Source organism: Bacillus norwichensis (assembly GCF_014836955.1).
Lineage (GTDB): Bacteria > Bacillota > Bacilli > Bacillales > Bacillaceae_C > Siminovitchia > Siminovitchia norwichensis.
This window is the reverse complement of the sequence record NZ_JACSPV010000001.1, coordinates 215,858-237,062: the sequence shown is the minus strand read 5'-3', so window position 1 is coordinate 237,062 and position 21,205 is coordinate 215,858. Positions and strand designations below refer to the sequence as shown.

The 21,205-nt window shown below is 41.2% G+C and carries 16 protein-coding genes, 1 other RNA gene, 1 pseudogene and 1 other annotated feature; of the genes and pseudogenes, 13 read left to right on the top strand and 5 right to left on the bottom strand.

Annotated elements, in window-relative coordinates; all coding sequences use genetic code 11:
• Window positions 1-124 precede the first annotated feature (124 nt).
• On the bottom strand, window positions 125-523 hold the full coding sequence (locus H9631_RS01190) for a TIGR04086 family membrane protein (RefSeq protein ID WP_191809415.1): 399 nt from the start codon (window positions 521-523) through the stop codon (window positions 125-127).
• A 151-nt stretch (window positions 524-674) separates the two neighbouring features.
• On the opposite strand from H9631_RS01190, the gene H9631_RS01185 reads away from it, so the two are divergent.
• The gene (locus tag H9631_RS01185; protein WP_191809414.1) at window positions 675-1,334 is read left to right on the top strand and encodes a DUF421 domain-containing protein; all 660 of its coding nucleotides are present in this window, start codon (window positions 675-677) and stop codon (window positions 1,332-1,334) included.
• A gap of 75 nt (window positions 1,335-1,409) precedes the next feature.
• On the opposite strand, the gene spoVB is transcribed toward H9631_RS01185, so the two are convergent.
• Window positions 1,410-2,954 (bottom strand): stage V sporulation protein B, encoded by a 1,545-nt coding sequence (gene spoVB, locus H9631_RS01180; RefSeq protein WP_191809413.1) that lies wholly within the window; start codon window positions 2,952-2,954, stop codon window positions 1,410-1,412.
• Window positions 2,955-3,072: 118 nt separating this feature from the next.
• On the opposite strand from spoVB, the gene H9631_RS01175 reads away from it, so the two are divergent.
• The 7 genes from H9631_RS01175 (at window position 3,073) to dtd (ending at window position 12,419) form a co-directional block, all read left to right on the top strand.
• The gene (locus tag H9631_RS01175; protein WP_191809412.1) at window positions 3,073-3,390 is read left to right on the top strand and encodes a post-transcriptional regulator; all 318 of its coding nucleotides are present in this window, start codon (window positions 3,073-3,075) and stop codon (window positions 3,388-3,390) included.
• A gap of 73 nt (window positions 3,391-3,463) precedes the next feature.
• Window positions 3,464-5,731 carry a protein translocase subunit SecDF gene (secDF, locus tag H9631_RS01170; protein ID WP_191809411.1) on the top strand — a complete coding sequence of 756 codons (2,268 nt, stop codon included), beginning with the start codon at window positions 3,464-3,466 and terminating at the stop codon, window positions 5,729-5,731.
• A 506-nt stretch (window positions 5,732-6,237) separates the two neighbouring features.
• Window positions 6,238-6,516: a hypothetical protein gene (locus H9631_RS01165; protein WP_191809410.1), complete on the top strand. Its 279-nt coding sequence runs from the start codon at window positions 6,238-6,240 to the stop codon at window positions 6,514-6,516.
• 160 nt (window positions 6,517-6,676) lie between these two features.
• Window positions 6,677-9,046, top strand: coding sequence for a single-stranded-DNA-specific exonuclease RecJ (recJ, locus tag H9631_RS01160; RefSeq protein WP_191809409.1), 2,370 nt, complete (start codon window positions 6,677-6,679; stop codon window positions 9,044-9,046).
• Window positions 9,037-9,549 carry an adenine phosphoribosyltransferase gene (locus H9631_RS01155; protein ID WP_191809408.1) on the top strand — a complete coding sequence of 171 codons (513 nt, stop codon included), beginning with the start codon at window positions 9,037-9,039 and terminating at the stop codon, window positions 9,547-9,549. Before recJ ends, H9631_RS01155 begins: the two co-directional genes overlap by 10 nt.
• Window positions 9,550-9,756: 207 nt before the next feature.
• Window positions 9,757-11,946 carry a RelA/SpoT family protein gene (locus H9631_RS01150; RefSeq protein WP_191809407.1) on the top strand — a complete coding sequence of 730 codons (2,190 nt, stop codon included), beginning with the start codon at window positions 9,757-9,759 and terminating at the stop codon, window positions 11,944-11,946.
• A gap of 14 nt (window positions 11,947-11,960) precedes the next feature.
• On the top strand, window positions 11,961-12,419 hold the full coding sequence (dtd, locus tag H9631_RS01145) for a D-aminoacyl-tRNA deacylase (RefSeq protein ID WP_191809406.1): 459 nt from the start codon (window positions 11,961-11,963) through the stop codon (window positions 12,417-12,419).
• Window positions 12,420-12,518: 99 nt separating this feature from the next.
• Here dtd and H9631_RS01140 read toward each other — a convergent pair.
• A pseudogene (locus H9631_RS01140) lies at window positions 12,519-12,780 on the bottom strand (CPCC family cysteine-rich protein); the annotation flags it as partial.
• Between the two features lie 355 nt (window positions 12,781-13,135).
• On the bottom strand, window positions 13,136-14,404 hold the full coding sequence (locus H9631_RS01135) for an N-acetylmuramoyl-L-alanine amidase (protein WP_191809405.1): 1,269 nt from the start codon (window positions 14,402-14,404) through the stop codon (window positions 13,136-13,138).
• Between the two features lie 254 nt (window positions 14,405-14,658).
• Between H9631_RS01135 and H9631_RS01130 the strand changes: the two genes are divergently transcribed.
• The 5 genes from H9631_RS01130 to H9631_RS01110 all read left to right on the top strand — a co-directional run bounded on the left by H9631_RS01130 (window position 14,659) and on the right by H9631_RS01110 (window position 19,561).
• A complete protein-coding gene (locus H9631_RS01130; protein WP_191809404.1) occupies window positions 14,659-14,835 on the top strand; it encodes a hypothetical protein in 177 nt (58 codons plus the stop codon).
• 52 nt (window positions 14,836-14,887) lie between these two features.
• Window positions 14,888-15,117: a binding site (T-box leader), on the top strand.
• A gap of 65 nt (window positions 15,118-15,182) precedes the next feature.
• A complete protein-coding gene (gene hisS, locus H9631_RS01125) occupies window positions 15,183-16,448 on the top strand; it encodes a histidine--tRNA ligase (RefSeq protein ID WP_191809403.1) in 1,266 nt (421 codons plus the stop codon).
• A gap of 16 nt (window positions 16,449-16,464) precedes the next feature.
• Complete coding sequence (aspS, locus tag H9631_RS01120; RefSeq protein WP_191809402.1) at window positions 16,465-18,237, top strand: aspartate--tRNA ligase; 1,773 nt, start codon at window positions 16,465-16,467, stop codon at window positions 18,235-18,237.
• 66 nt (window positions 18,238-18,303) lie between these two features.
• Window positions 18,304-18,491: non-coding RNA, 6S RNA (gene ssrS / locus H9631_RS01115), on the top strand.
• A gap of 305 nt (window positions 18,492-18,796) precedes the next feature.
• Window positions 18,797-19,561, top strand: coding sequence for a tRNA threonylcarbamoyladenosine dehydratase (locus tag H9631_RS01110; RefSeq protein WP_191809401.1), 765 nt, complete (start codon window positions 18,797-18,799; stop codon window positions 19,559-19,561).
• 368 nt (window positions 19,562-19,929) lie between these two features.
• Here H9631_RS01110 and H9631_RS01105 read toward each other — a convergent pair whose 3' ends face one another.
• Window positions 19,930-21,198, bottom strand: a complete 1,269-nt coding sequence (locus tag H9631_RS01105; protein ID WP_191809400.1) for a replication-associated recombination protein A — start codon at window positions 21,196-21,198, stop codon at window positions 19,930-19,932.
• Window positions 21,199-21,205 lie beyond the last annotated feature (7 nt).

The following is a 21,205-nucleotide window of genomic DNA, read 5'->3' as shown; positions in this document are numbered from 1 at the left end:
TACGTTTCCCTTTATCTCGTCAGGCTTCGTTTAGTCTGTACATTGCTAAACGAGCGCTACCTTTTTCCAATGGTGAGGTATTTTTGAGCGTGTTTTCTTATGCTTATCAGGATAGTTGTTTTCTTCAATGATGCTGTTGTTGCGTTGGACCACCCGCGATATTCACCCCAAGTACGCCCCCCATCATGGCAGTCAATGTATAACATGTGTAGTAAACGAGCTGTTCCAATGTGAAAAGGGAACCATGGCCTAAATATTGATATGACAAAATGATCAAGCTGTATAAAAGACCTGTTGCTCCGCCCAGTACCCATCCTTTTTGCCTGCCTTTGCCACCACAAATGAAGCCTCCGGCAAATACACTGAAAAAGGAGATGATCGTGATAAGTAAACGGATAGATTTTTCTTGAGTATTGGTGAAAGATAAAATGAATGAGAAAACTAAACTCGTAATTGCGGCGAGAAGGAATATTGTAATGACCCCATATAAGACGGATACCCCGAAATTCTTTGCTTCGATCATCTTTCACTCCTTTCTTTAAACATTTGGGCTAAAAATACGCCTGTCCTTCTACAACATATTCACGAATTCCGTTATTAGAAGCCTTTTTCCTCATGTTTATCAAATTGTTGTTCATACTAAGTCATGAGTTTTGAACAGGAGGGAAATATTTGTGAATGATTTTTGGATTATTATTTTCCGGACCATTCTTCTCTATGGAGTTATACTTGTTATTTTCCGTCTGATGGGAAAAAGGGAAATCGGGGAACTTAGCGTTCTGGACCTTGTAGTTTTCATTATGATCGGGGAAATGGCAGTGATTGCTATTGAACAGCATAAAGATCCTATTTTGCATACAATTGTTCCAATGGCTGTGTTGCTGCTCATTCAGGTAGGAATGGCGTACGTATCCTTAAAAAACAGGAAATTTCGTAGTCTAATCGATGGAAAATCTTCTGTAATCATCGACAAAGGAAAGATCAATGAAAAGGAAATGAAAAAACATCGATATAATTTTGATGATTTGCTCATGCAGCTACGACAGAAGGATATTAGCAACATTTCAGATGTGGAGTTTGCAATTTTGGAAACATCGGGTGAACTGTCTGTATTTAAAAAAGGAAACAAAAAGAAGGCAGGTTCCGTCACAGTACCTCTTGTGGTTGATGGTGAAATCCAGCAGGATGGACTGAAAGAATCAAATAAAAGCGAACAATGGCTTAGACGAGAACTGGAGAACAGGGGACACAAAGAAATCGAAAACATCTCATTTTGCAGCTTCCAAGACGGAAAATTTTATGTGGATTACATCGATAAACAGAATAAAAACTAAAGGAGTCACTAAAGGGGTCAGACCCCCACCGCGTTAATGTGTTACCACTTTAATGGGATGGGGGTCTGACCCCTCTCATTTTATCAGATTTCCGATGACAGGGATTTTGGTCATGTCGCTTTTGTTCACGAGTTTAAGGCCGAATAACAAAGCGAGGTAAATTATTGTTGTGAAGATGATTCCTACAGAGAGCTCTATAAAGTTTGAATCGAAAAACAATGAGTCATATATTATTTTTCCGCTCCAGCCCGCCAGTATGGCTGCAACAAAAAATTTAAAGTATTCTTTAATATACACAGTAAATTGGACTTTTCTTAAAACAGTGGCATAGTGGAGTGCTGTGATCAATAAAGTTCCTGCTGCAATTCCAAGTGCGGCCCCAGTAATCCCGATGTGTGGTTGGGAGGCCAGTATAAAGATAACCCCAAGCTTGACAGCATTTCCAATGAGACTGTTGATCATGGCGGCCCTAGCAAGGTCAAGAGCCTGCAAAATGGCTTGAAGAGGGCCTTGATAATAATGAAAGATGAAGAATGGTGCCATCAGCTTAATAAAATAAGCCCCATTTTCCGATCCGTATATGAGCTTCATCAATGGCTCAGCGAATGTAAACAAAACGATGACAGACAACCCACCGGAAAGCAGCGCGAAGCGAAGTGCTTGTTGCAGTCTGTGTTCCACCAGCTTATGGTTACGGACAGCATTTGCCTCACTTATAGCCGGTACAAGGGAGGTTGCAAGGGAAAAGGTGATAAAGGAAGGCAGAGTCAGTAAGGGCAGGGCATATCCGGTCAAAAGTCCATACTGTTTCGTAGCAATCCCAGCAGCTACTCCTGCCAATAAAAGACTTTGCGATACGATAATCGGCTCAAAAAACCACGACAAAGATCCAATCATTCTGCTGCCTGTAGTAGGCAATGCCACATTCATCAATTCCTTGAACGTCGCTTTTCCACCTTTTAAAGCATCTAAAAAGTTTCTTCTAACGGGGAATCTTTTCTTCACTTTAAACATTGCAAACAAGTATAAAAGCGAAGCAAGCTCTCCTATCACTGATGCAACCATTGCTGCTGCCGCCGCATATTCTATTCCCATTGGAAGAAAGGTCTTCGTTAGTACGGCTATTAGTGTGATGCGCACTGCCTGCTCCAAGACTTGGGATATAGCAGATGGCTTCATATTTTGCTTACCTTGGAAATAGCCTCTGATAACTGAAGAAATGGCTATGATCGGTATGATTGGTGCAATGGCTGTGAGTGGATAATAAATTCTCGGATCAGTAAAAAGTGTTTTGGAAAGCAATGGGCCAAGCAAAATAAGCGCAGGTGTAAAGAGAAGCGAGAGTGTACCTGTTACCGTCAACGAAACGACAAGTATCTTTTTTACTTTCCGCTGATCTCCTTTGATATCTGCTTCAGCCACGGCTTTGGAAATGGCCACTGGCAGGCCAAGTTGCGTAATGGTCACTACAAGGACCAGCGTCGGATAAGCCATCATGTACAAGCCTACCCCTTCTTCACCAATCAGACGTGCAATGACGATTCTATTGATAAAACCTAGCAGTCTTGTGACGAGGCCTGCAGCCATTAATATCATTGTGCCCTTCAAAAACTTTGACATCTATTTCCCTGCCTTCTCAAATTTGCTCAATTCGATTACAATTATGTATATGCACAGTGTTGGACAAAGCATGACAAGTTCAGGCTTTGTACTGGAAAAATGAAGGGCGGGTATGCGGATGTCAGAATCTAAGCATGAATACGACGGCTACTTCCATAGGCTCAAACCTGCATTATTGAGTAAAGCGGAGGAGTTCGTCATTCTTGGGTATGAGGATATTTCCATTGAGGATTTATGGAGGTTTTTAACTGAAAAAGCTTGGAAGAAGCCCAAAGAAGGGATAAGGGTCCATGAATTGGTTTCCGATGTCCTCTCCTTAAAGGCAGGGGATTTTATGAACTTTGCGACTGTGGAAGCATTTCGCTCACAAGTAGATTCATTAGAGGATCTCGAAAATGAAGGTATTCAACAATTATTGAAAACAGATGAAGATTGACACTCCTTTTTATCTGTTTCATAATCAAAACAGATAAAGAAGATGCTTGTCATCCGAGGAGGACTTATATTTAATGGTAAAAAGAAGCCGGATCATAGCCTTTTTCCTCATATTAATTTTTATTGCTGGAATTATGGGCTCGACAACAAACAATATTATAAACAATATAAAGCTCGGTCTTGATTTGCAGGGCGGTTTTGAAGTTTTATATGATGTAAAACCGGCAAAAGAAGGACAAAAAATAACTAGGGACACTTTGGTACATACGACGGATGCGCTTAATCGAAGGGTTAACGTACTCGGTGTAAGCGAACCGAATATCCAGATTGAAGGCTCAAACAGAATTAGGGTTCAACTTGCGGGGGTTGAAGATCAGAATCAGGCGAGGGAGATTCTTGGAACCCAGGCTACACTTACTTTCAGGGATGTCAATGACAATGTGATGCTGGATGGAACGGATCTTGTTGAAGGAGCGGCCAAACAAAGCTTTTCATCAGATACAAACCAGCCTATTGTCCTCGTCAAATTAAAGGATAAAAAGAAATTCAAAGAAGTGACAGAAAAGATTGTCAGCATGAAGCCTAACAATCAACTCGCCATTTGGATGGATTTCGAAGAGGGCGTTGACTCTTACAAAAAGGCAGCTGCGGGCGATAGCACAAAACTACTTTCTGCACCAAATGTCAACCAAGTATTTAATCAGACTGATGTTTCCATTGAAGGGAATTTTACACCTGAAGAGGCAGAGAACTTGGCTAACCTGCTCAATGCCGGTGCCCTGCCTGTTAAACTGACTGAAGTATATTCAACTTCAGTAGGGGCTAAATTTGGTGAGCAGGCCATGGATAAAACTGTCACAGCAGGAATCATTGGGATCGCGATTATATTCTTGTTTATGATCTTTTATTACCGTTTCCCAGGATTCATTGCGACAATCACTTTGTCTATCTACATTTATTTAATTTTACTCATCTTTACACTAATGAACGGGGTTCTTACTTTACCGGGTATCGCTGCCTTGATTTTGGGTGTAGGGATGGCGGTTGATGCCAACATCCTTACATACGAAAGGCTGAAGGAAGAGATCAAGCTTGGGCGGTCGCTGCGCTCAGCCTTCCAAGCAGGTAACAAGTCTTCATTTGTTGCCATTCTTGATGCCAATATAACAACCTTGTTGGCTGGAGCGGTTCTTTTTTACTTTGGTACAAGCTCTGTCAAAGGGTTTGCAACGATGCTCATATTAAGTATATTGATGAGCTTCATCACAGCGGTTTATGGATCGAGATTTCTTTTGGGTCTATGGATCAACAGTCGCTTCTTCAAGGAAAAGCCGGGATGGTTTGGCATTAAGAAGTCGGAAATCCATGACCTGTCGGAAAATATTGCTGCACATGAATTGAAAACTCCATTTGACAGGTTTGACTTTGTAAAAAACAGGAAGAAGTTTTATGCTTTTTCTGTTATTCTGCTTATGGCTGGGGCAATCGTTCTTGGCATGTTCAGATTGAATCTTGGAATTGATTTTTCAAGCGGAACTCGTGTCGAAATCGATGCGGGTAAGACTTTAACAACCGAAGAACTGAACGGGGAGTTGGATGCAGCAGGAGTGCCATCCGATGATATTGTCCTTTCCGGAACCGATCAGGAAATCGGTGTAGCTCGTTATAAAGGGGCTATGTCTAAAAATGAGATTGCTAAGCTGAAGGATCATTTTGAAGAAAAATATGGAGCAGAACCTAATGTCAGTACCGTGTCATCTACAGTAGGTAAAGAGCTGGCTAGAAACGCCTTATTTGCTCTGGCAGTAGCGGCATTGGGCATCGTCATTTATGTATCATTCCGATTTGAATATAGGATGGGACTTTCTGCTATCCTTGGCCTTGTCCATGATGCCTTTTTCATTGTAGCGTTTTTCAGTCTGACGAGGCTTGAGGTAGACCTCACATTTATTGCGGCCGTCTTGACAATTGTCGGTTATTCCATCAATGACACAATTGTCACATTTGACCGGATTCGTGAAAATATGAGAGCGAAAAAACGACTGAAAACGAAAGAGGATATTGCTGAGATCGTCAACAAGGGACTGCGCCAGACATTAACTCGATCCATCAATACCGTATTGACCGTCATCGTGACTGTAGTGGCGCTGTTGATTTTCGGCAGTGAGTCGATTCAGAATTTCTCTCTTGCGCTATTGGTCGGCCTGTTGGCAGGAACCTATTCATCCATCTTCATTTCGGCCCAGCTTTGGTATGATTTAAAGGTAAAAGAATTGGAGAAAAATGGTCCTATCAATACAGTAAAACAAAAGAAAAAGTGGTCGGATGAACCACAAGTATAGAAAAAGTAAAAGCCAAAAAAGCCGCGAATTGCGGCTTTTTTGCTTGGGATGAGAAGGGGAGTAAAATGAGACTTCCACCCGAGAACGGGCAAGCTGACTACGCCAGTGAGATTCCTGAATGACTAAGCGTTCCGAGTCTATTTTCTGTTTTGAACAGCCTTCAGGATTGGAGTATCCCATCACCCCTTATCCGGTGCATATAGCAGAAATGGCTACACTACTGTTACTATAGCGTATAGCTGAATCATCCTTCACATCTTTGGAAGCACCAAGTTCAATAGCAATTTTTGCCGTGGTGTTTTCCATTATCGTCATGGCATGGAAGGATTATTCCATTATAAATTTATCGCTTAGGAAAAACTCAATAGCGAAGCACTGATCGTAGATGCCTATGAACACCGTTCTGATGTTTGCTCATCTATCGCAGCACTAATTGGAATTGGTGCATCGAATATTAGCTGGCTTGTGCGAATAGGGGCTATATATAATAAATTGGATCATGGATGATGATCAGACAGAGAGTTACGAAAAAATCGTCTTTTCTGTTCCAAAAATTCGGCGGGTTGATGAGCTTTTACTCCCGACAGAATGGGTATTACTTAAGTCACCGTCGATCCGGAAATGCAGTGGCGGAAGGACATCGGGTAGGTAACAGGGTGAAGATATTGCTACTGGAAGAACAGGATGTTCATAATGTATTAGTGCAGATTAATTCCTATTTTAACTTCATTCAGGAGAAGTCCTTGATATTCCATTCAGTGGTGGGCGAAAACCCGGCTGAATAAAGTTAAAGCTTCCAGCGGAGCTCGATAAACCTGGGCACAAATACGCCAAGGCGCATTTGATTAAAGTTGCTATGAGAAGTGACATAGGTTTTATCTCCCCCAAGGAATTTGAAAGGCTCTCTCCCATTTTGTATAATAGGAAGTCTGGGAGAGTGAGTAAATGTTACAGTCAAATACACGCTGGATCGTAAAAAAAGCTGATGAGAAAGCGGTTCAAATACTATCTGGTGAGCTTAATATATCTCTGTTGGCCGCCACATTGCTTGTAAATAGGGGGATCACTGATCCTGCTGAAGCTTATCGATTTTTACATATTGAAAAGGAAGACTTCCATGACCCTTTTTTAATGCAAGATATGAATAAAGCTGTTGAACGGATACGCCGGGCGATTGATGAGCAGGAAAAAATTCTTGTATACGGCGATTATGATGCCGATGGTGTAACTAGCACCACAGTATTAATGACAGTCTTGAGGGATCTGGGAGCTTCGGTTGATTTTTACATACCAAATCGTTTTACAGAAGGATATGGGCCAAATGAAAATGCTTTTCGTCAGGCTGCTCATAATGGAGTCAAACTAATTATTACCGTAGATACTGGTATTGCATCTGTTCATGAGGCAGAAGTTGCAAAGCAGCTTGGAATGGATTTGATTATAACGGATCACCATGAAATTAGACCGGAAATACCGTCGGGTTACGCTATTATCCATCCAAGATATGGCGACCCGATATATCCGTTTCCAGATCTTGCGGGAGTCGGTGTCACATTTAAGCTGGCGCATGCACTATATGGATCAGTACCGGACTCCTTGCTGGATCTTGTAGCTGTCGGAACAATTGCAGACCTTGTTCCATTACATGGGGAGAATCGACTTATCGTGAAAAAAGGCCTTCGTGTTCTCAGTCGTTCAGAGCGTCCCGGACTTCTGGCATTGAGCAAGCAGGCCGGAGTAAATCTTGTTGAAGCGAATGAAGAAACGGTAGGTTTCACAATCGCTCCTCGTTTAAATGCAGCGGGCAGGCTATATTCAGCAGACCCTGCTGCCGAGCTTTTGTTATCGGAAAATAATGAGACAGCAGAAAGGCTTGCCAATGATATTGAACAATTTAATCATGAGAGAAAAGATATTGTTGCAGAGATAACAAAAGAAGCCATAGAAATGGTCGAAGCACTTTACCCACCTTCCGAAAATCATGTACTTGTCATTGGAAAAGAGGGATGGAATCCAGGAGTGATCGGTATTGTAGCTTCAAGGCTGACCGAAAAATATTACAGACCGGCGATTGTCTTGGGCTATGATGAGGAGAAGGGAGAGGCCAAGGGGTCTGCGCGAAGTATCAAAGGCTTTGATTTGTTCGCTAACCTGCTGACATGTGCAGATTTAATGGAGCATTTTGGCGGACACCCAATGGCTGCAGGAATGACGCTCCCAATCTCTAAAGTGGATGAGCTAAGACAGAGGTTAGGGGCTGCGGCTGAAGAGCAGCTGAGTGAAGAAGATTTAATCCCATTCACTGATCTGGATGCAGAAGCTTTGCTGGCTGAAGTGGATTTAGACTCGATAAAAGAATTGGACAAGCTTGCGCCATATGGTGTGAGCAATCCAAAGCCGAAGTTTATGATCAAAGATGCAGATCCACAGGATATAAGGAAAATCGGGACGAATCAAAATCATCTCAAGCTGACTTTAAAACAGGATGGCGGTCTACTTGATGGAATTGGCTTTAATCTTGGTTATATTGCGGACAGCATTTCACCTGAAGCCAAGTTGTCTGTTATCGGGGAACTGGCAATCAACGAATGGAATAATATCAGGAAACCGCAAATATTTATTAGAGACGCTTGTATTAATAGCTGGCAGCTTTTTGACATGCGTGGCAACAAGCGCCTTGATACCTGGCTTCCTTTGCTGCCGAAAAACGATGCGAATTTTGTCGTTTTTAATCGACAAACACTGGATGAGTTTCCGTTAGATATACTGGCGTCAGATGTTAAGTTGATTTCGAGTTTCCAAGAGGCGAAAGAACTAGTCATTGATGGGAAAAGCATTGTGTTTCTTGATATTCCACCGAATTTATCCCTTCTTGAGGCGTTAATTGAAGGGAAGTCTCCAAATCGAATATACGCTCATTTTTCTCATGATCAAGCTCAATTTTTTAAAACAATCCCAACAAGAGAACATTTCAAATGGTATTACGCTTTTTTGGCAAAAAGACGCACTTTTGATGTGAGGAAGTACGGAAAAGACCTTGAAGCCTATCGTGGATGGTCAACAGAAACAGTCCAGTTTATGACTCAAGTGTTTTTTGAACTGGAATTTGTTACAATTAAAGAAGGTGTTATTGCTATTAACCAAGTGAAAATGAAGAAAGATTTGTCTGATTCTCCTGCCTATCAACAGAAACAGGCGGACATTGAACTTGAAAATGTACTGGTTTATTCATCGTACCAGGAATTAAAACAATGGTTTGAAAAACGAGTAGCACACCCTGTTTATCATGAGGAGGAAGTAGATGCATGGACTTAAAACAATATATTACAATCGTGCCGGATTGGCCTCAAAAAGGGATTTTATTTAAAGATATAACGACATTGATGGATAACGGGGAAGCATTCCGTTATGCAACGGATCAAATTGTTGAATATGCGAAAGAAAAAGAAATAGATCTTGTTGTTGGTCCTGAAGCCCGCGGGTTCATCATTGGCTGTCCTGTTGCCTATGCGCTTGGCGTCGGTTTTGCCCCTGTAAGAAAAGAGGGGAAGCTTCCAAGGGAAACAATCAAGGCCAGCTATGGAAAAGAATATGGAAAAGATGCTTTGACTATTCACAAGGACGCCATTAAAAAAGGTCAGCGTGTCCTGATTGTTGATGATTTATTGGCAACCGGGGGAACGATTCAAGCGACAATCGAACTTGTCGAAAAATTAGGCGGCATCGTTGTCGGCATTGCTTTCCTCATTGAGCTTTCATATTTGGATGGAAGGGAAACCCTTGAGGATTATGATTTATTATCATTAATAACATTTTAAATGACTAAAAAATGGATAAAAAGCACTCTCCATTGAGTGCTTTTTATTATATCCATTTAAATAAAATTCGATATAATTTGAGATAAATCATGGAAAAAGCTATCTCGTTCTTTACATTCAACGTATAAAAAACGATAATAGTATTCATATTCTATTTTTATTCGACACATTTTCAAAATTTTTATTTTAATTAAAAAGGTGATCCTTGTGGCAAAAGATAATATTTTAGCAGCGGAAGATGTTTTTGAACGGGTAAGTAAATATTTAAACGAGGAACATATTGAATTGGTAAAAAGGGCTTATGAATTCGCCCGCCAGGCCCATAAGGATCAGTTTCGAAAATCCGGGGAACCGTATATTATCCATCCGATCCAAGTGGCAGGTATTCTTGCTGACCTCGAATTGGATCCAGCTACGGTTGCAGCTGGCTTTCTTCACGATGTTGTAGAGGATACACAGGTGACAATCAAGCAGATTTCCGAAGAGTTTAACAGCGAAGTAGCGATGCTTGTTGACGGTGTCACCAAGCTTGGGAAAATAAAATATAAATCGCACGAAGAGCAGCAGGCGGAAAACCATAGGAAGATGTTTGTTGCTATGGCGAAAGATATTCGAGTTATTTTGATTAAGCTTGCTGACCGCCTCCATAATATGCGTACGTTAAAGCATCTTGCTCCCGAGAAACAAAGAAGGATTGCCAATGAAACGCTGGAAATCTTTGCTCCGCTTGCCCATCGGCTTGGAATTTCGAAAATCAGATGGGAATTGGAAGATACATCACTTCGATATCTGAACCCGCAGCAATACTACCGGATTGTTAATCTGATGAAACGGAAGCGTGCTGAAAGGGAAGAGTACTTGGACAACGTCATTGACGGGGTACAAAAGCAGCTGGAAGAAGTAGAAATTAAGGCTGAGTTATATGGAAGGCCTAAACATATTTTTTCCATCTACCGGAAAATGACCCTGCAGCATAAACAATTCAATGAAATCTATGATCTTCTTGCAGTGAGGATTATTGTCAATAGTATTAAGGATTGCTACGCTGTCCTTGGAATCATCCATACGTGTTGGAAGCCGATGCCTGGAAGATTCAAGGATTATATTGCTATGCCCAAGCCGAACATGTATCAGTCGCTCCATACAACAGTTATAGGACCAAAAGGTGAGCCGCTGGAAGTGCAAATTCGAACAATTGAAATGCATAGGATTGCTGAGTACGGGATTGCGGCGCACTGGGCATATAAAGAAGGAAAGACAATTGACCAAAGGGCTTCATTCGATAAGAAGCTTTCCTGGTTTCGAGAAATTTTGGAATTCCAAAATGAATCGGCCAATGCCGAAGAGTTTATGCAATCGTTGAAAGTCGATTTATTTTCCGATATGGTGTTTGTCTTCACTCCAAAAGGTGATGTACTTGAACTTCCGGCTGGATCAGTACCGATTGATTTTGCTTATCGGATTCATTCAGAGATTGGTAACAAAACAATCGGAGCGAAAGTTAACGGAAAGATGGTGACGTTGGACTATAAGCTGAATACTGGAGACATTATAGAGATCCTTACATCCAAACATTCATATGGTCCAAGCCAGGATTGGCTCAAGCTCGCACAAACGTCCCAGGCGAAAAATAAAATCAAACAATTTTTCAAGAAACAGAGAAAAGAAGAAAATATTATCAAGGGCAAGGAATTGGTCGAAAAAGAAATCAAAGAACTTGATTTTGACATTAAAGATATCCTTGTTCCGGAAAACATTGAAAGAACGGCAGAGAAATTCAATTTTCCAAGTGAAGATGATATGTATGCGGCTGTCGGCTATAATGGGATTTCGGCACAGCAAGTTGCCAATAAATTGACAGACAAGTTGAGAAAAAAACGGGATGAAGAAGAGGCTGTAAAAGAAATTGTATCCGAGGGCAGACAGAGTCCGCGTCCAAGAAGACACGAAGCAGGTGTAAGAGTTAAAGGAGCGGATAATCTACTTATTCGGCTTTCGCGTTGCTGTAACCCAGTTCCTGGTGATGAAATCATTGGATTTATCACAAAAGGGAGGGGCGTTTCCGTTCATCGCTGTGACTGTCCGAATGTAACAAGCTCTGACCAGGAGAACCGTCTTATTCCTGTTGAATGGGTACAGGGAGGCAATTCACTTAAAGAATATAATGTTGATATTGAAGTTTTGGGCTATGACCGCCATGGACTTTTAAACGAAGTCCTACAGACAGTTAGTGGTACAAGAACGAACATTACAGCTGTGACAGGCAGGACAGACCGAAATAAAATGGCTACGATTATGGTGACTATCGCAATCCATAACATCAGCCATCTTCATAAAGTTGTGGATAAAATTAAACAGATTCCAGATGTATATGCAGTCCATCGAATCATGAACTAAAGGGGCATATGAAAGTGAAAATCGTGCTTCAAAGATGCAGTCAAGCAAAGGTGACTGTGGAAGGAAAAGTAGCTGGAGCCATCGACAAAGGCTTCGTTCTATTAGTTGGCATTACACATGATGATACCGAAAAGGAAGCTGAATGGCTTGCGGATAAAATCGTCAACCTCCGTATTTTTGAGGATGGGGATGGAAAGATGAACCGTTCATTAAAAGATGTAGAAGGTGAAATCCTGTCAGTCTCACAGTTTACACTTTACGCTGACTGTAATAAAGGCAGGCGTCCAAGCTTTGTCGATGCAGCATCGCCAGACAAAGCAAATCCCTTATATGAGCATTTTAACGAACTGCTGCGGAGCAGAGGAGTCAAGGTGGAGACAGGTGTTTTCGGAGCTATGATGGAGGTTGACCTAGTCAATGATGGGCCTGTCACTCTTGTTTTAGAGAGAACCAGAGAACCAATTGAAAAATAACTAAAGCGGCACTGAATTAAGCGGTGCTTTATTTTTTAAAAAAAGCTTGTTAAATGAAAAAGTTGATAATGAATAAAAATATGGTGAAGCTACTATTTTTAGCGGTTTCCAAAATGGATCTTTGATATCTTGATTGTTCGGTTCTCTTACAAATTCAATACAATTTTTCTTTGCAAGCCCCAAACTTACTGAAGTTTTTTTGCCCTTGTCTTAAAGAAATATCATTTGCACCACCTTCATAATCAGAGTTTTTAAATTGAACACCGTCATCTTCCCAAAAACATATGGTACAAATCTCATAGATATCTGTTAGCTTTTCATCTAATGATTTATATCCACAACAAAGGCAAGTATATTTCATATTGGCACCTCAGTCATTTTCGAGATTCCGCATTTTATTGTTATAGTTTTGCTGGACAAGAATTACGCAGTAAAGTGAACGCAAGCTATCAATAGGTTCCCGTCATTTATATTGCGTTACGTGCTTTCGCTAGTAAAAACTATTTATAGATACTGCACCTTTAAAATAGTTAATCTAATCATATTTTTAATTGATTTTTCCTGAAAATATCTTTTGTTCAAAAAAGTTACTGAGTTTAAATTTAATCTATCCATCATAAAAAAAGGGGCTTCCGTTTTAAATCAGGTAGCCCCTTTTTTATGTTCGTTGATTTTTGGAGGTTAATCAGATCGAAGGAGGGTTATTTTCTGTAAAATTATTCCTTAAAGAAATCCTTCAGCCCTTTTACAATTGCGTCAGTGACCTTCTCATGATATTTCTTCGATTGTATTACTTCTTCTTCATCTTTATTGCTCAAATATCCAAGTTCCAGCAAGATGGCTGGTTGGGTATTTTCTCTTATGACATAGTAGTTCCCAAATTGTGTACCACGGTCTTTGAGCTTAAGCGATTTGGACAAATGACTGTGCAGTGTGTCCGCCAACCGCTTTTCATAAGAATGAAAATAATATGTCGTATGCCCAGAAGCAGAAGCGTCATCAATGCTGTCATAATGCAGACTGATGAAAATATCTGCAGTATTTTCGGCAGCTGTGTTGGTTCTGCCATAAAGTGGTACATATTTGTCGCCAGACCTTGTCATGACAACTTGTGCACCGGCTTTTTCAAGTTTTTTTTCAAGTAGCTTTGCTGTTTTTAACGTTATTTCTTTTTCAATAGCTCCGTTTGCCCCCGCCGCGCCCTGATCATGGCCTCCGTGTCCTGCATCAATTACGATCAGCTTTCCGGATAATCCTTTTCCAGGTCTTCTTTGGCTGGCAGGTCTATCAGTCGATGAAACGATCCAATCGGCTATGTATCCTTTTTTTCCTTCAGATGTCTTTACTTCCACCCAATTTTTCTTTTGATTGATTACTTCGTATACTTCTCCAGCGTATGCTTGTCCCACAACTTTTGATTTGAGCTCGGGTTTTTTCCTAATCATTGAGTCATCATGAAGCACCATGATATTGGTTGATTTATGTTTTGTTTTTTTGCCGCCTATCTCTTTTTTCTTAATATATTCACTGCTGATCCATGCAGTTCCGGACTCAAAAGAAATCTTGCTCCATCCATTGTTTTCTTCAATGATTTTTACCTTGTGGCCTTCGTTCAGCTTACCCAAAATATCGCTGTCAGTACTTGGTTTAGAACGTACATTCAGGCCTTGAACGGTGATGCTGCCTTCATTTGGCTTTGCTGTTGTTTTCTCTTTGGAGGCCAGCCATCCTGCAATCCATCCGCTTTCACCTGAGGGCAGTTCAATTTCATACCATTCATCCTTTTCTTTGATAATCGGGTATGTTTCTCCTTTTTTCAATTGGGTAATAACTGAATAAGACGTGTCTGGTTTTTCGCGGACATTTACGATTTCACCTGTGATTGTGGCGGTTTCGGAGTCTGCGGTGGTAAGTGACTGATCCTTGCCGCATCCGGCGATTATAAAAATGAGTGCAAGAATCATCAATAATTCTTTTTTCCCCACGGTCATTCCGCCTTTCTCTCTTGGTAATTATTATCGCATGATGAGCAAAAATAAAAAAGTGGAATCATACTTTTCTTCTAGCAGACATAAAGGAAATCCTGTTATTAATTTTCAAGGAATCAGACTAATGTCCAGTGTGCCAACATTACGGGGGTTTCGTTTAAATTGCCCAGACGCTGAATTGTGGTCTTGTCTTTCATATAAATGAGGGAATTTGGAAATAATAAAGGAATATCAATTCCAGGAGGAGTTTTATGAGAATCAATGAAAAAGGGCGAAACACAGGAACAGCTTTGCCAAACACAGATGGCCTTCACTTACAAAATCTCCTCGAAAAGGAATTAGGAGAAGTTCCGGCTTCATTTGGGAATGAATATGGTTGGGATCATTCAGATATTCAATTTTTAAAAAGAGGCCTTGAACGGGGTTAAACGTTGACAAAAGCGGTATACGTTCGTATGATATATAGATAAATTACAGATAGTTCATCCGATGAGGGAGAGAGTAACCAGGAACAATTTGTTCAGAGAGGAAATATCCAGGCTGAAAATATTTCCGGAAATTGCCCTGATGAAAGACACTCCTTAGGATTCCTCTTTGAACAGCTTTATTGCTCAGTAGGAGAAGGACGCTTACAAGCGTTATGTGAAAAAGTGAAAGTGATGATCGCTTTTAAAAAGGGTGGCACCGCGGGAAATACTCTCGTCCCTTGTTTTTCGAAACAAGAGACTGGGAGTTTTTTGTTTTTTATCTGGAATGATAGAAAGGAGAAATGAGGTTGTCAATTCAAATACCTAGAGGTACGCAGGATATTCTTCCAGGAGAAATTGAAAAGTGGCAGTTCATTGAAAAAAAAGCCAAAGATATTTGCAGAAGATATCTATACAAAGAAATTAGGACTCCAATTTTTGAACATACAGAGCTTTTTCAACGGAGTGTTGGGGACACAACTGATATTGTTCAAAAAGAGATGTACACCTTTGAAGACAGGGGTGGCCGTAGTCTGACACTGCGTCCAGAGGGAACGGCTGCAGTCGTTCGCTCTTACGCCGAAAATAAAATGTATGGGCAAGCAGTCCAGCCTGTTAAGCTTTATTATTTTGGACCGATGTTTCGTTATGAGCGTCCGCAGGCAGGTCGTTTCCGCCAGTTTGTTCAATTTGGTGTAGAAGCCATTGGAAGCGACGATCCTGCTATTGATGCGGAAGTCATTTCACTTGCAATGGAGATATATAGAGAAGTCGGTTTGAAAAAGCTTCGATTAGTCATCAATAGCCTCGGGGACAGCTCCAGTAGAAAAGCACACAGGGATGCGCTTATCGCCCATTTTCAGCCGAGGATCGGGGAGTTCTGTAGTGATTGCCAGCAGCGCCTTGAAACGAACCCATTGAGGATTTTGGACTGTAAACGAGATCGGGATCACGAGCTTATGACGTCTGCCCCTTCCATACTTGATTATTTGAATGAAGAATCAAGACATTACTTCGAAACTGTGAAAAAGCATTTGTCTGATATGAAAATCGAGTTTGTGGTGGATCCCACTCTTGTTAGAGGATTAGATTATTACAATCACACAGCTTTTGAAATTATGAGTGAGGCTGAGGGCTTCGGTGCCATTACTACTTTGTGCGGTGGGGGAAGATACAATGGCCTCGTACAGGATGTGGGTGGCCCTGATCAACCTGGAATCGGCTTTGCGCTTAGTATTGAACGACTATTAAGCGCACTTGATGCAGAAGGAGTTGCCCTTCCTCACGAAACAACTGTTGATTGTTATATTATTGCCCTTGGTGACAGTGCGATGGACTATACTGTTCCTCTTTTACAAGAACTTCGCAGAGCAGGTCTTACTGCTGAAAAAGATTATATGGGGCGTAAGATGAAAGCTCAATTTAAAGCTGCTGAACGGGTCAATGCCAAATATGTTCTGATTATTGGAGAAGAGGAACTGGAAAAAGGCACAGCGGTTATAAAAAATCTACAAACGAGCGAACAGGAAAATGTTTCGCTTGATAATATTGTTGAATTTTTAAATAGAGGATGACAAGGAGAGTTTACCTATGTTTGGAAGAACTTATTATTGTGGAGAAATTACTGAAAAGGCAATTGGAGAATCAGTTCAATTAAAAGGCTGGGTACAAAGACGCCGTGATTTAGGTGGTTTAATTTTCATCGATCTTCGTGACCGCACTGGAGTCGTTCAAATTGTTTTTAACCCGGGAGTATCAAAAGAAGCACTAGAAACTGCCGAAACTCTTAGAAACGAGTTTGTTATTGATGTGAAAGGCGAAGTGGTGAAACGGGAAGAATCCACTTTTAACCCTAAAATAAAGACAGGTACAATCGAAGTAATTGTCAATGAAGTAACCATTATTAATAAAGCAAAAACACCTCCATTTATGATTGAGGACAAAACAGATGCAGCGGAGGACATCCGTTTAAAATACCGTTATCTGGATTTGCGTCGATCTGAGATGTTCGAAGTGTTTAAGATGCGTCATGATGTCACAAAAACAATCCGTAATTACTTGGATGAAAGTGGTTTTCTTGATATTGAAACGCCGATGCTAACGAAAAGCACTCCGGAAGGAGCCAGGGACTATCTTGTACCGAGCCGTGTTCACCCAGGTGAATTTTACGCATTGCCTCAGTCCCCACAGCTGTTTAAACAGCTTCTGATGGTGAGCGGGTTTGATAAATACTATCAGATCGCCCGTTGTTTCAGAGATGAAGATCTACGGGCGGACCGTCAGCCTGAGTTCACTCAAGTGGATATTGAAGCAAGCTTTATGGATCAAAAGGAAATCATGGAAATGGTCGAAGAAATGATGGCCAAAATCATGAAAGATGTGAAGGGTATAGATGTTCCAGAGCACTTCCCAGTGATGACATATGATGAGGCAATGGCACGTTTCGGTTCTGATAAGCCAGATACCCGTTTTGAAATGGAGCTTCAGGATGTTTCTGAAATCGTGAAGGACTCAGGATTTAAAGTGTTTTCCGGAGCAGTTCAATCTGGAGGACAGGTAAAATCTATCGTTGTAAAACAGGCCGCAGAAAAGTATTCTAGAAAAGATATTGATGCACTCGGTGAATTTGCCGCCATTTACGGGGCAAAAGGGCTTGCTTGGATGAAAGTTGAAGAAGACGGCATTAAAGGGCCGATCGCTAAATTCTTTAATGAAGAAGAAGTCAAGCAACTTACAACTTTTCTTCACGCAGAAGTCGGAGATATAATTCTTTATGTTGCCGACAAAAAGAGTGTAGTGGCTGACGCCCTCAATGCTTTAAGGTTGAAGCTTGGCAAAGAGCTTGGACTCATTGATGAATCTAAATTTAATTTCCTTTGGGTAGTTGACTGGCCGTTATTAGAATACGATGAAGAAGAAGGGCGCTATACTGCTGCACATCATCCATTTACAATGCCTGTTAGAGAAGATGTCGAATACCTTGAAACAAACCCTGAGCGTGTACGTGCTCAAGCCTATGACCTTGTGTTAAATGGATATGAGCTCGGGGGAGGTTCATTAAGGATATTTGAAAGAGATGTACAGGAGAAAATGTTCAAAGCTCTTGGATTCTCGCAGGAGGAGGCTCAAGAGAAGTTTGGCTTTTTACTTGAAGCCTTTGAATATGGAACTCCACCTCATGGAGGGATTGCGTTAGGTCTTGACAGAATGGTGATGCTTCTGGCCGGACGCTCGAGCCTTAGGGATACAATCGCTTTTCCGAAGACGGCAAGTGCCAGCGATCTTCTAATGAAAGCGCCGGATGAAGTGGATAGCAAACAATTAAGAGAATTGCACCTTCAGGTTGATCAGAAGAAAATATAAATGGGAAACCTGCCAATTGTTTCGTTTGATATATTATTCGTCGTGTGATAATATTTAAGCAATAAGAAAGTCCTGATGTGTACGTCTAAATACCTTATCGTTTTGACCGACAAGTTTTAACTACGGGAGCTTGGAGTTTTCAAATCAATGGCATGCCTTTGGTTTAAGGACGCTAGAGATTTGAAGCAGAGCACCCACCTGCCGAGAGCGGGTTCAAAACAAAGGATCTTAAGGACGGCACAATTGGGACTTTTATTTTTTTGTCAGCAAAAGCAGTCTGCATGAGAGGCAGGTTGCTTTTTTTATTGTTATGGTTGTTGATCCTGCGATGCGACGGAGGGCGTGGCAGTGTAAGCGAAGTGACAGGATGTCGCGATTTGAGGCGGCCAGGTGCCATCATATTGAGGTGACAAACCGCTTATCTGTGGTGGCTGAAGGTCTTCCTTATCAAACCTTGTGATTGTCTCCTAAGGCTGCGCCCCCGCTTTTCTTACTTGCAAAACATTTCTTTTTACATTAATCTTAGGCAAGAATTGATTTTTTGCTGGAGATGATTTGGATGTTGCATCAGTTTTCGCGCAATGAATTGGCGATAGGAAAAGAAGGATTGGAAATATTGAGAAACAGCACAGTAGCTGTTCTAGGAATCGGCGGAGTCGGCTCATTTTCCGCAGAGGCACTTGCGAGGTCAGGTGTTGGCAAATTGATTCTTGTTGATAAAGACAACGTGGATATCACGAATGTCAATAGACAGGTTATTGCTTTGCTGTCAACTGTTGGAAAGCCGAAAGCGGATTTGATGAAAGAAAGGATAAAAGACATTAATCCAGAATGTGAAGTCGTTGCTTTAAAGATGTTTTATACAGAAGAGACATACGAAGAATTCTTTTCACATGATCTCGATTTTGTCGTGGATGCTTCTGATACGATTTCATATAAAATTCATTTGATTAAGGAATGCCTTAAAAGGGATATCCCAATGATTTCAAGCATGGGTGCTGCCAATAAAATGGACCCGACCCGCTTTATGATCAAGGATATTTTTAAAACTCATACAGATCCCATTGCAAAGGTAATTAGAACAAGGCTGAGAAAAGAGGGCATCAAAAAAGGAGTTCCTGTTGTATTCTCAGATGAGAGTCCGATTGTCGTCAAGGAAGATGTGGTTCAAGAAGTCGGAAAGCAGGATTCCGATATTAGGAAGGCGAAAATGCCACCTTCATCCAATGCTTTCGTTCCTTCAACTGCCGGCTTAATTATGGCAAGCCATGTAGTCAGGGAGCTTCTGAAGGGGATTCATATTGAGCGAGTTAATAAGGGTTGAATTACCCAAGACTACGGATGTTAGGATGGGCTTAGTTCATTTTTTCAGTTTTCAATATGCCAAGGCGTTGAAAGATGCCTCATATATAGATTCTGATAAAAAGGATCATCAGCAGGGATAATCCCTACCATTGCTTACTTTTATAAAAAGTGGTGACTACTAGCAAGCCAACTTTAATTTGTGGTTCGAATTTTCAACGGCCTAAACAAGGTTGTCCAGTATGCCAGTGACAGGTGGCTTTCTGTGACAACCTTTTCTGTTTTTCTAAAATTGGACACGCGGAAAGTGTCAAATCATTTTTTATGCAAAAACAGTCGACGAAAAACGAACAATCCGTTTTTCGCCTACTGATTTACTTTATTTAGAGGCTAGTTATTTTGGATCTTTTCATACACTGCTGCCAAAGCCTGCTCGAATTTCCCAGTTTTTTTCGGTTTATAATATTCTTTTCCTTTTATTTTATCAGGCAGATATTGTTGCCTAACCCAGCCGGCTTCATAGTTGTGGGGATATTTATAGTCAATTCCCCTTCCCAATGATTTTGCCCCTTTATAATGTGAGTCTTTTAAATGGAGCGGAACTTCACCACTTTTACCTGAACGAATATCGCTTAATGCTTCATCCATCGCTTTGTAGGCAGAATTGGATTTTGGAGACAGGCAGAGCTCAATCACTGCGTTTGCTAGTGGAATCCGAGCTTCAGGAAAACCGATTTTTTCTGCTGTTTGTACCGCAGCGAGAACTCTAGAGCCTGCTTGCGGATTGGCGAGGCCAATATCTTCATACGCGGTTACGAGCAATCTCCTGGAAATGCTTGGCAAATCGCCTGCTTCAATCATTCTCCCGAGGTAATGCAGAGCAGCATTCACATCACTGCCGCGGATTGATTTTTGAAAAGCGCTCATAACATCATAATGGGCATCGCCATCTTTATCATGGGAGAAAGCTTTTTTCTGCAGGCATTCTTCAGCTACTTCCACTGTAATATGAATAACTCCGTCCTTATTTGGCTCAGTTGAAAGGACAGCGAGTTCTAGTGCATTCAAAGAGCTTCTTACATCTCCACCACTTGCGGAAGCAAAATGATGAAGAGCGTTTTCGTCTAGGTTTATTTCATATTTGCCAAGGCCGCGCTCTTCATCATGGAGGGCTCTTTCAATTGCTTTGAAAATTTCAGGCTCTTCCAAATGAAAAAGCTCAAAGATCTGACAACGACTCCTGATTGCCGGATTAATTGCATGGTAAGGGTTGCTTGTGGTAGCGCCAATCAGAATAATCATGCCATTTTCTAAATATGGGAGCAGGAAATCTTGCTTTCCTTTGTCAAGGCGGTGAACCTCATCCAACAATAGAATCACTTTCCCACTCATTTTCGCTTCTGCAGCGACTATCTCCATGTCCTTTTTATTATTCGTTACTGCGTTTAAGGAACGGAAAGCGTAGTTGGTGCTTCCTGCTATGGCACTTGCTATTGATGTTTTTCCGATGCCTGGGGGACCATATAAAATCATGGATGAAAGCTGTTTTGCTTTTACCATCCTAGAAATGATTTTCCCTTCTCCGACAAGATGTTGCTGACCAACGACCTCATCAATTGTTCTTGGGCGCATCCGAAAGGCCAAAGGTTGTGCTTTCATGACATCC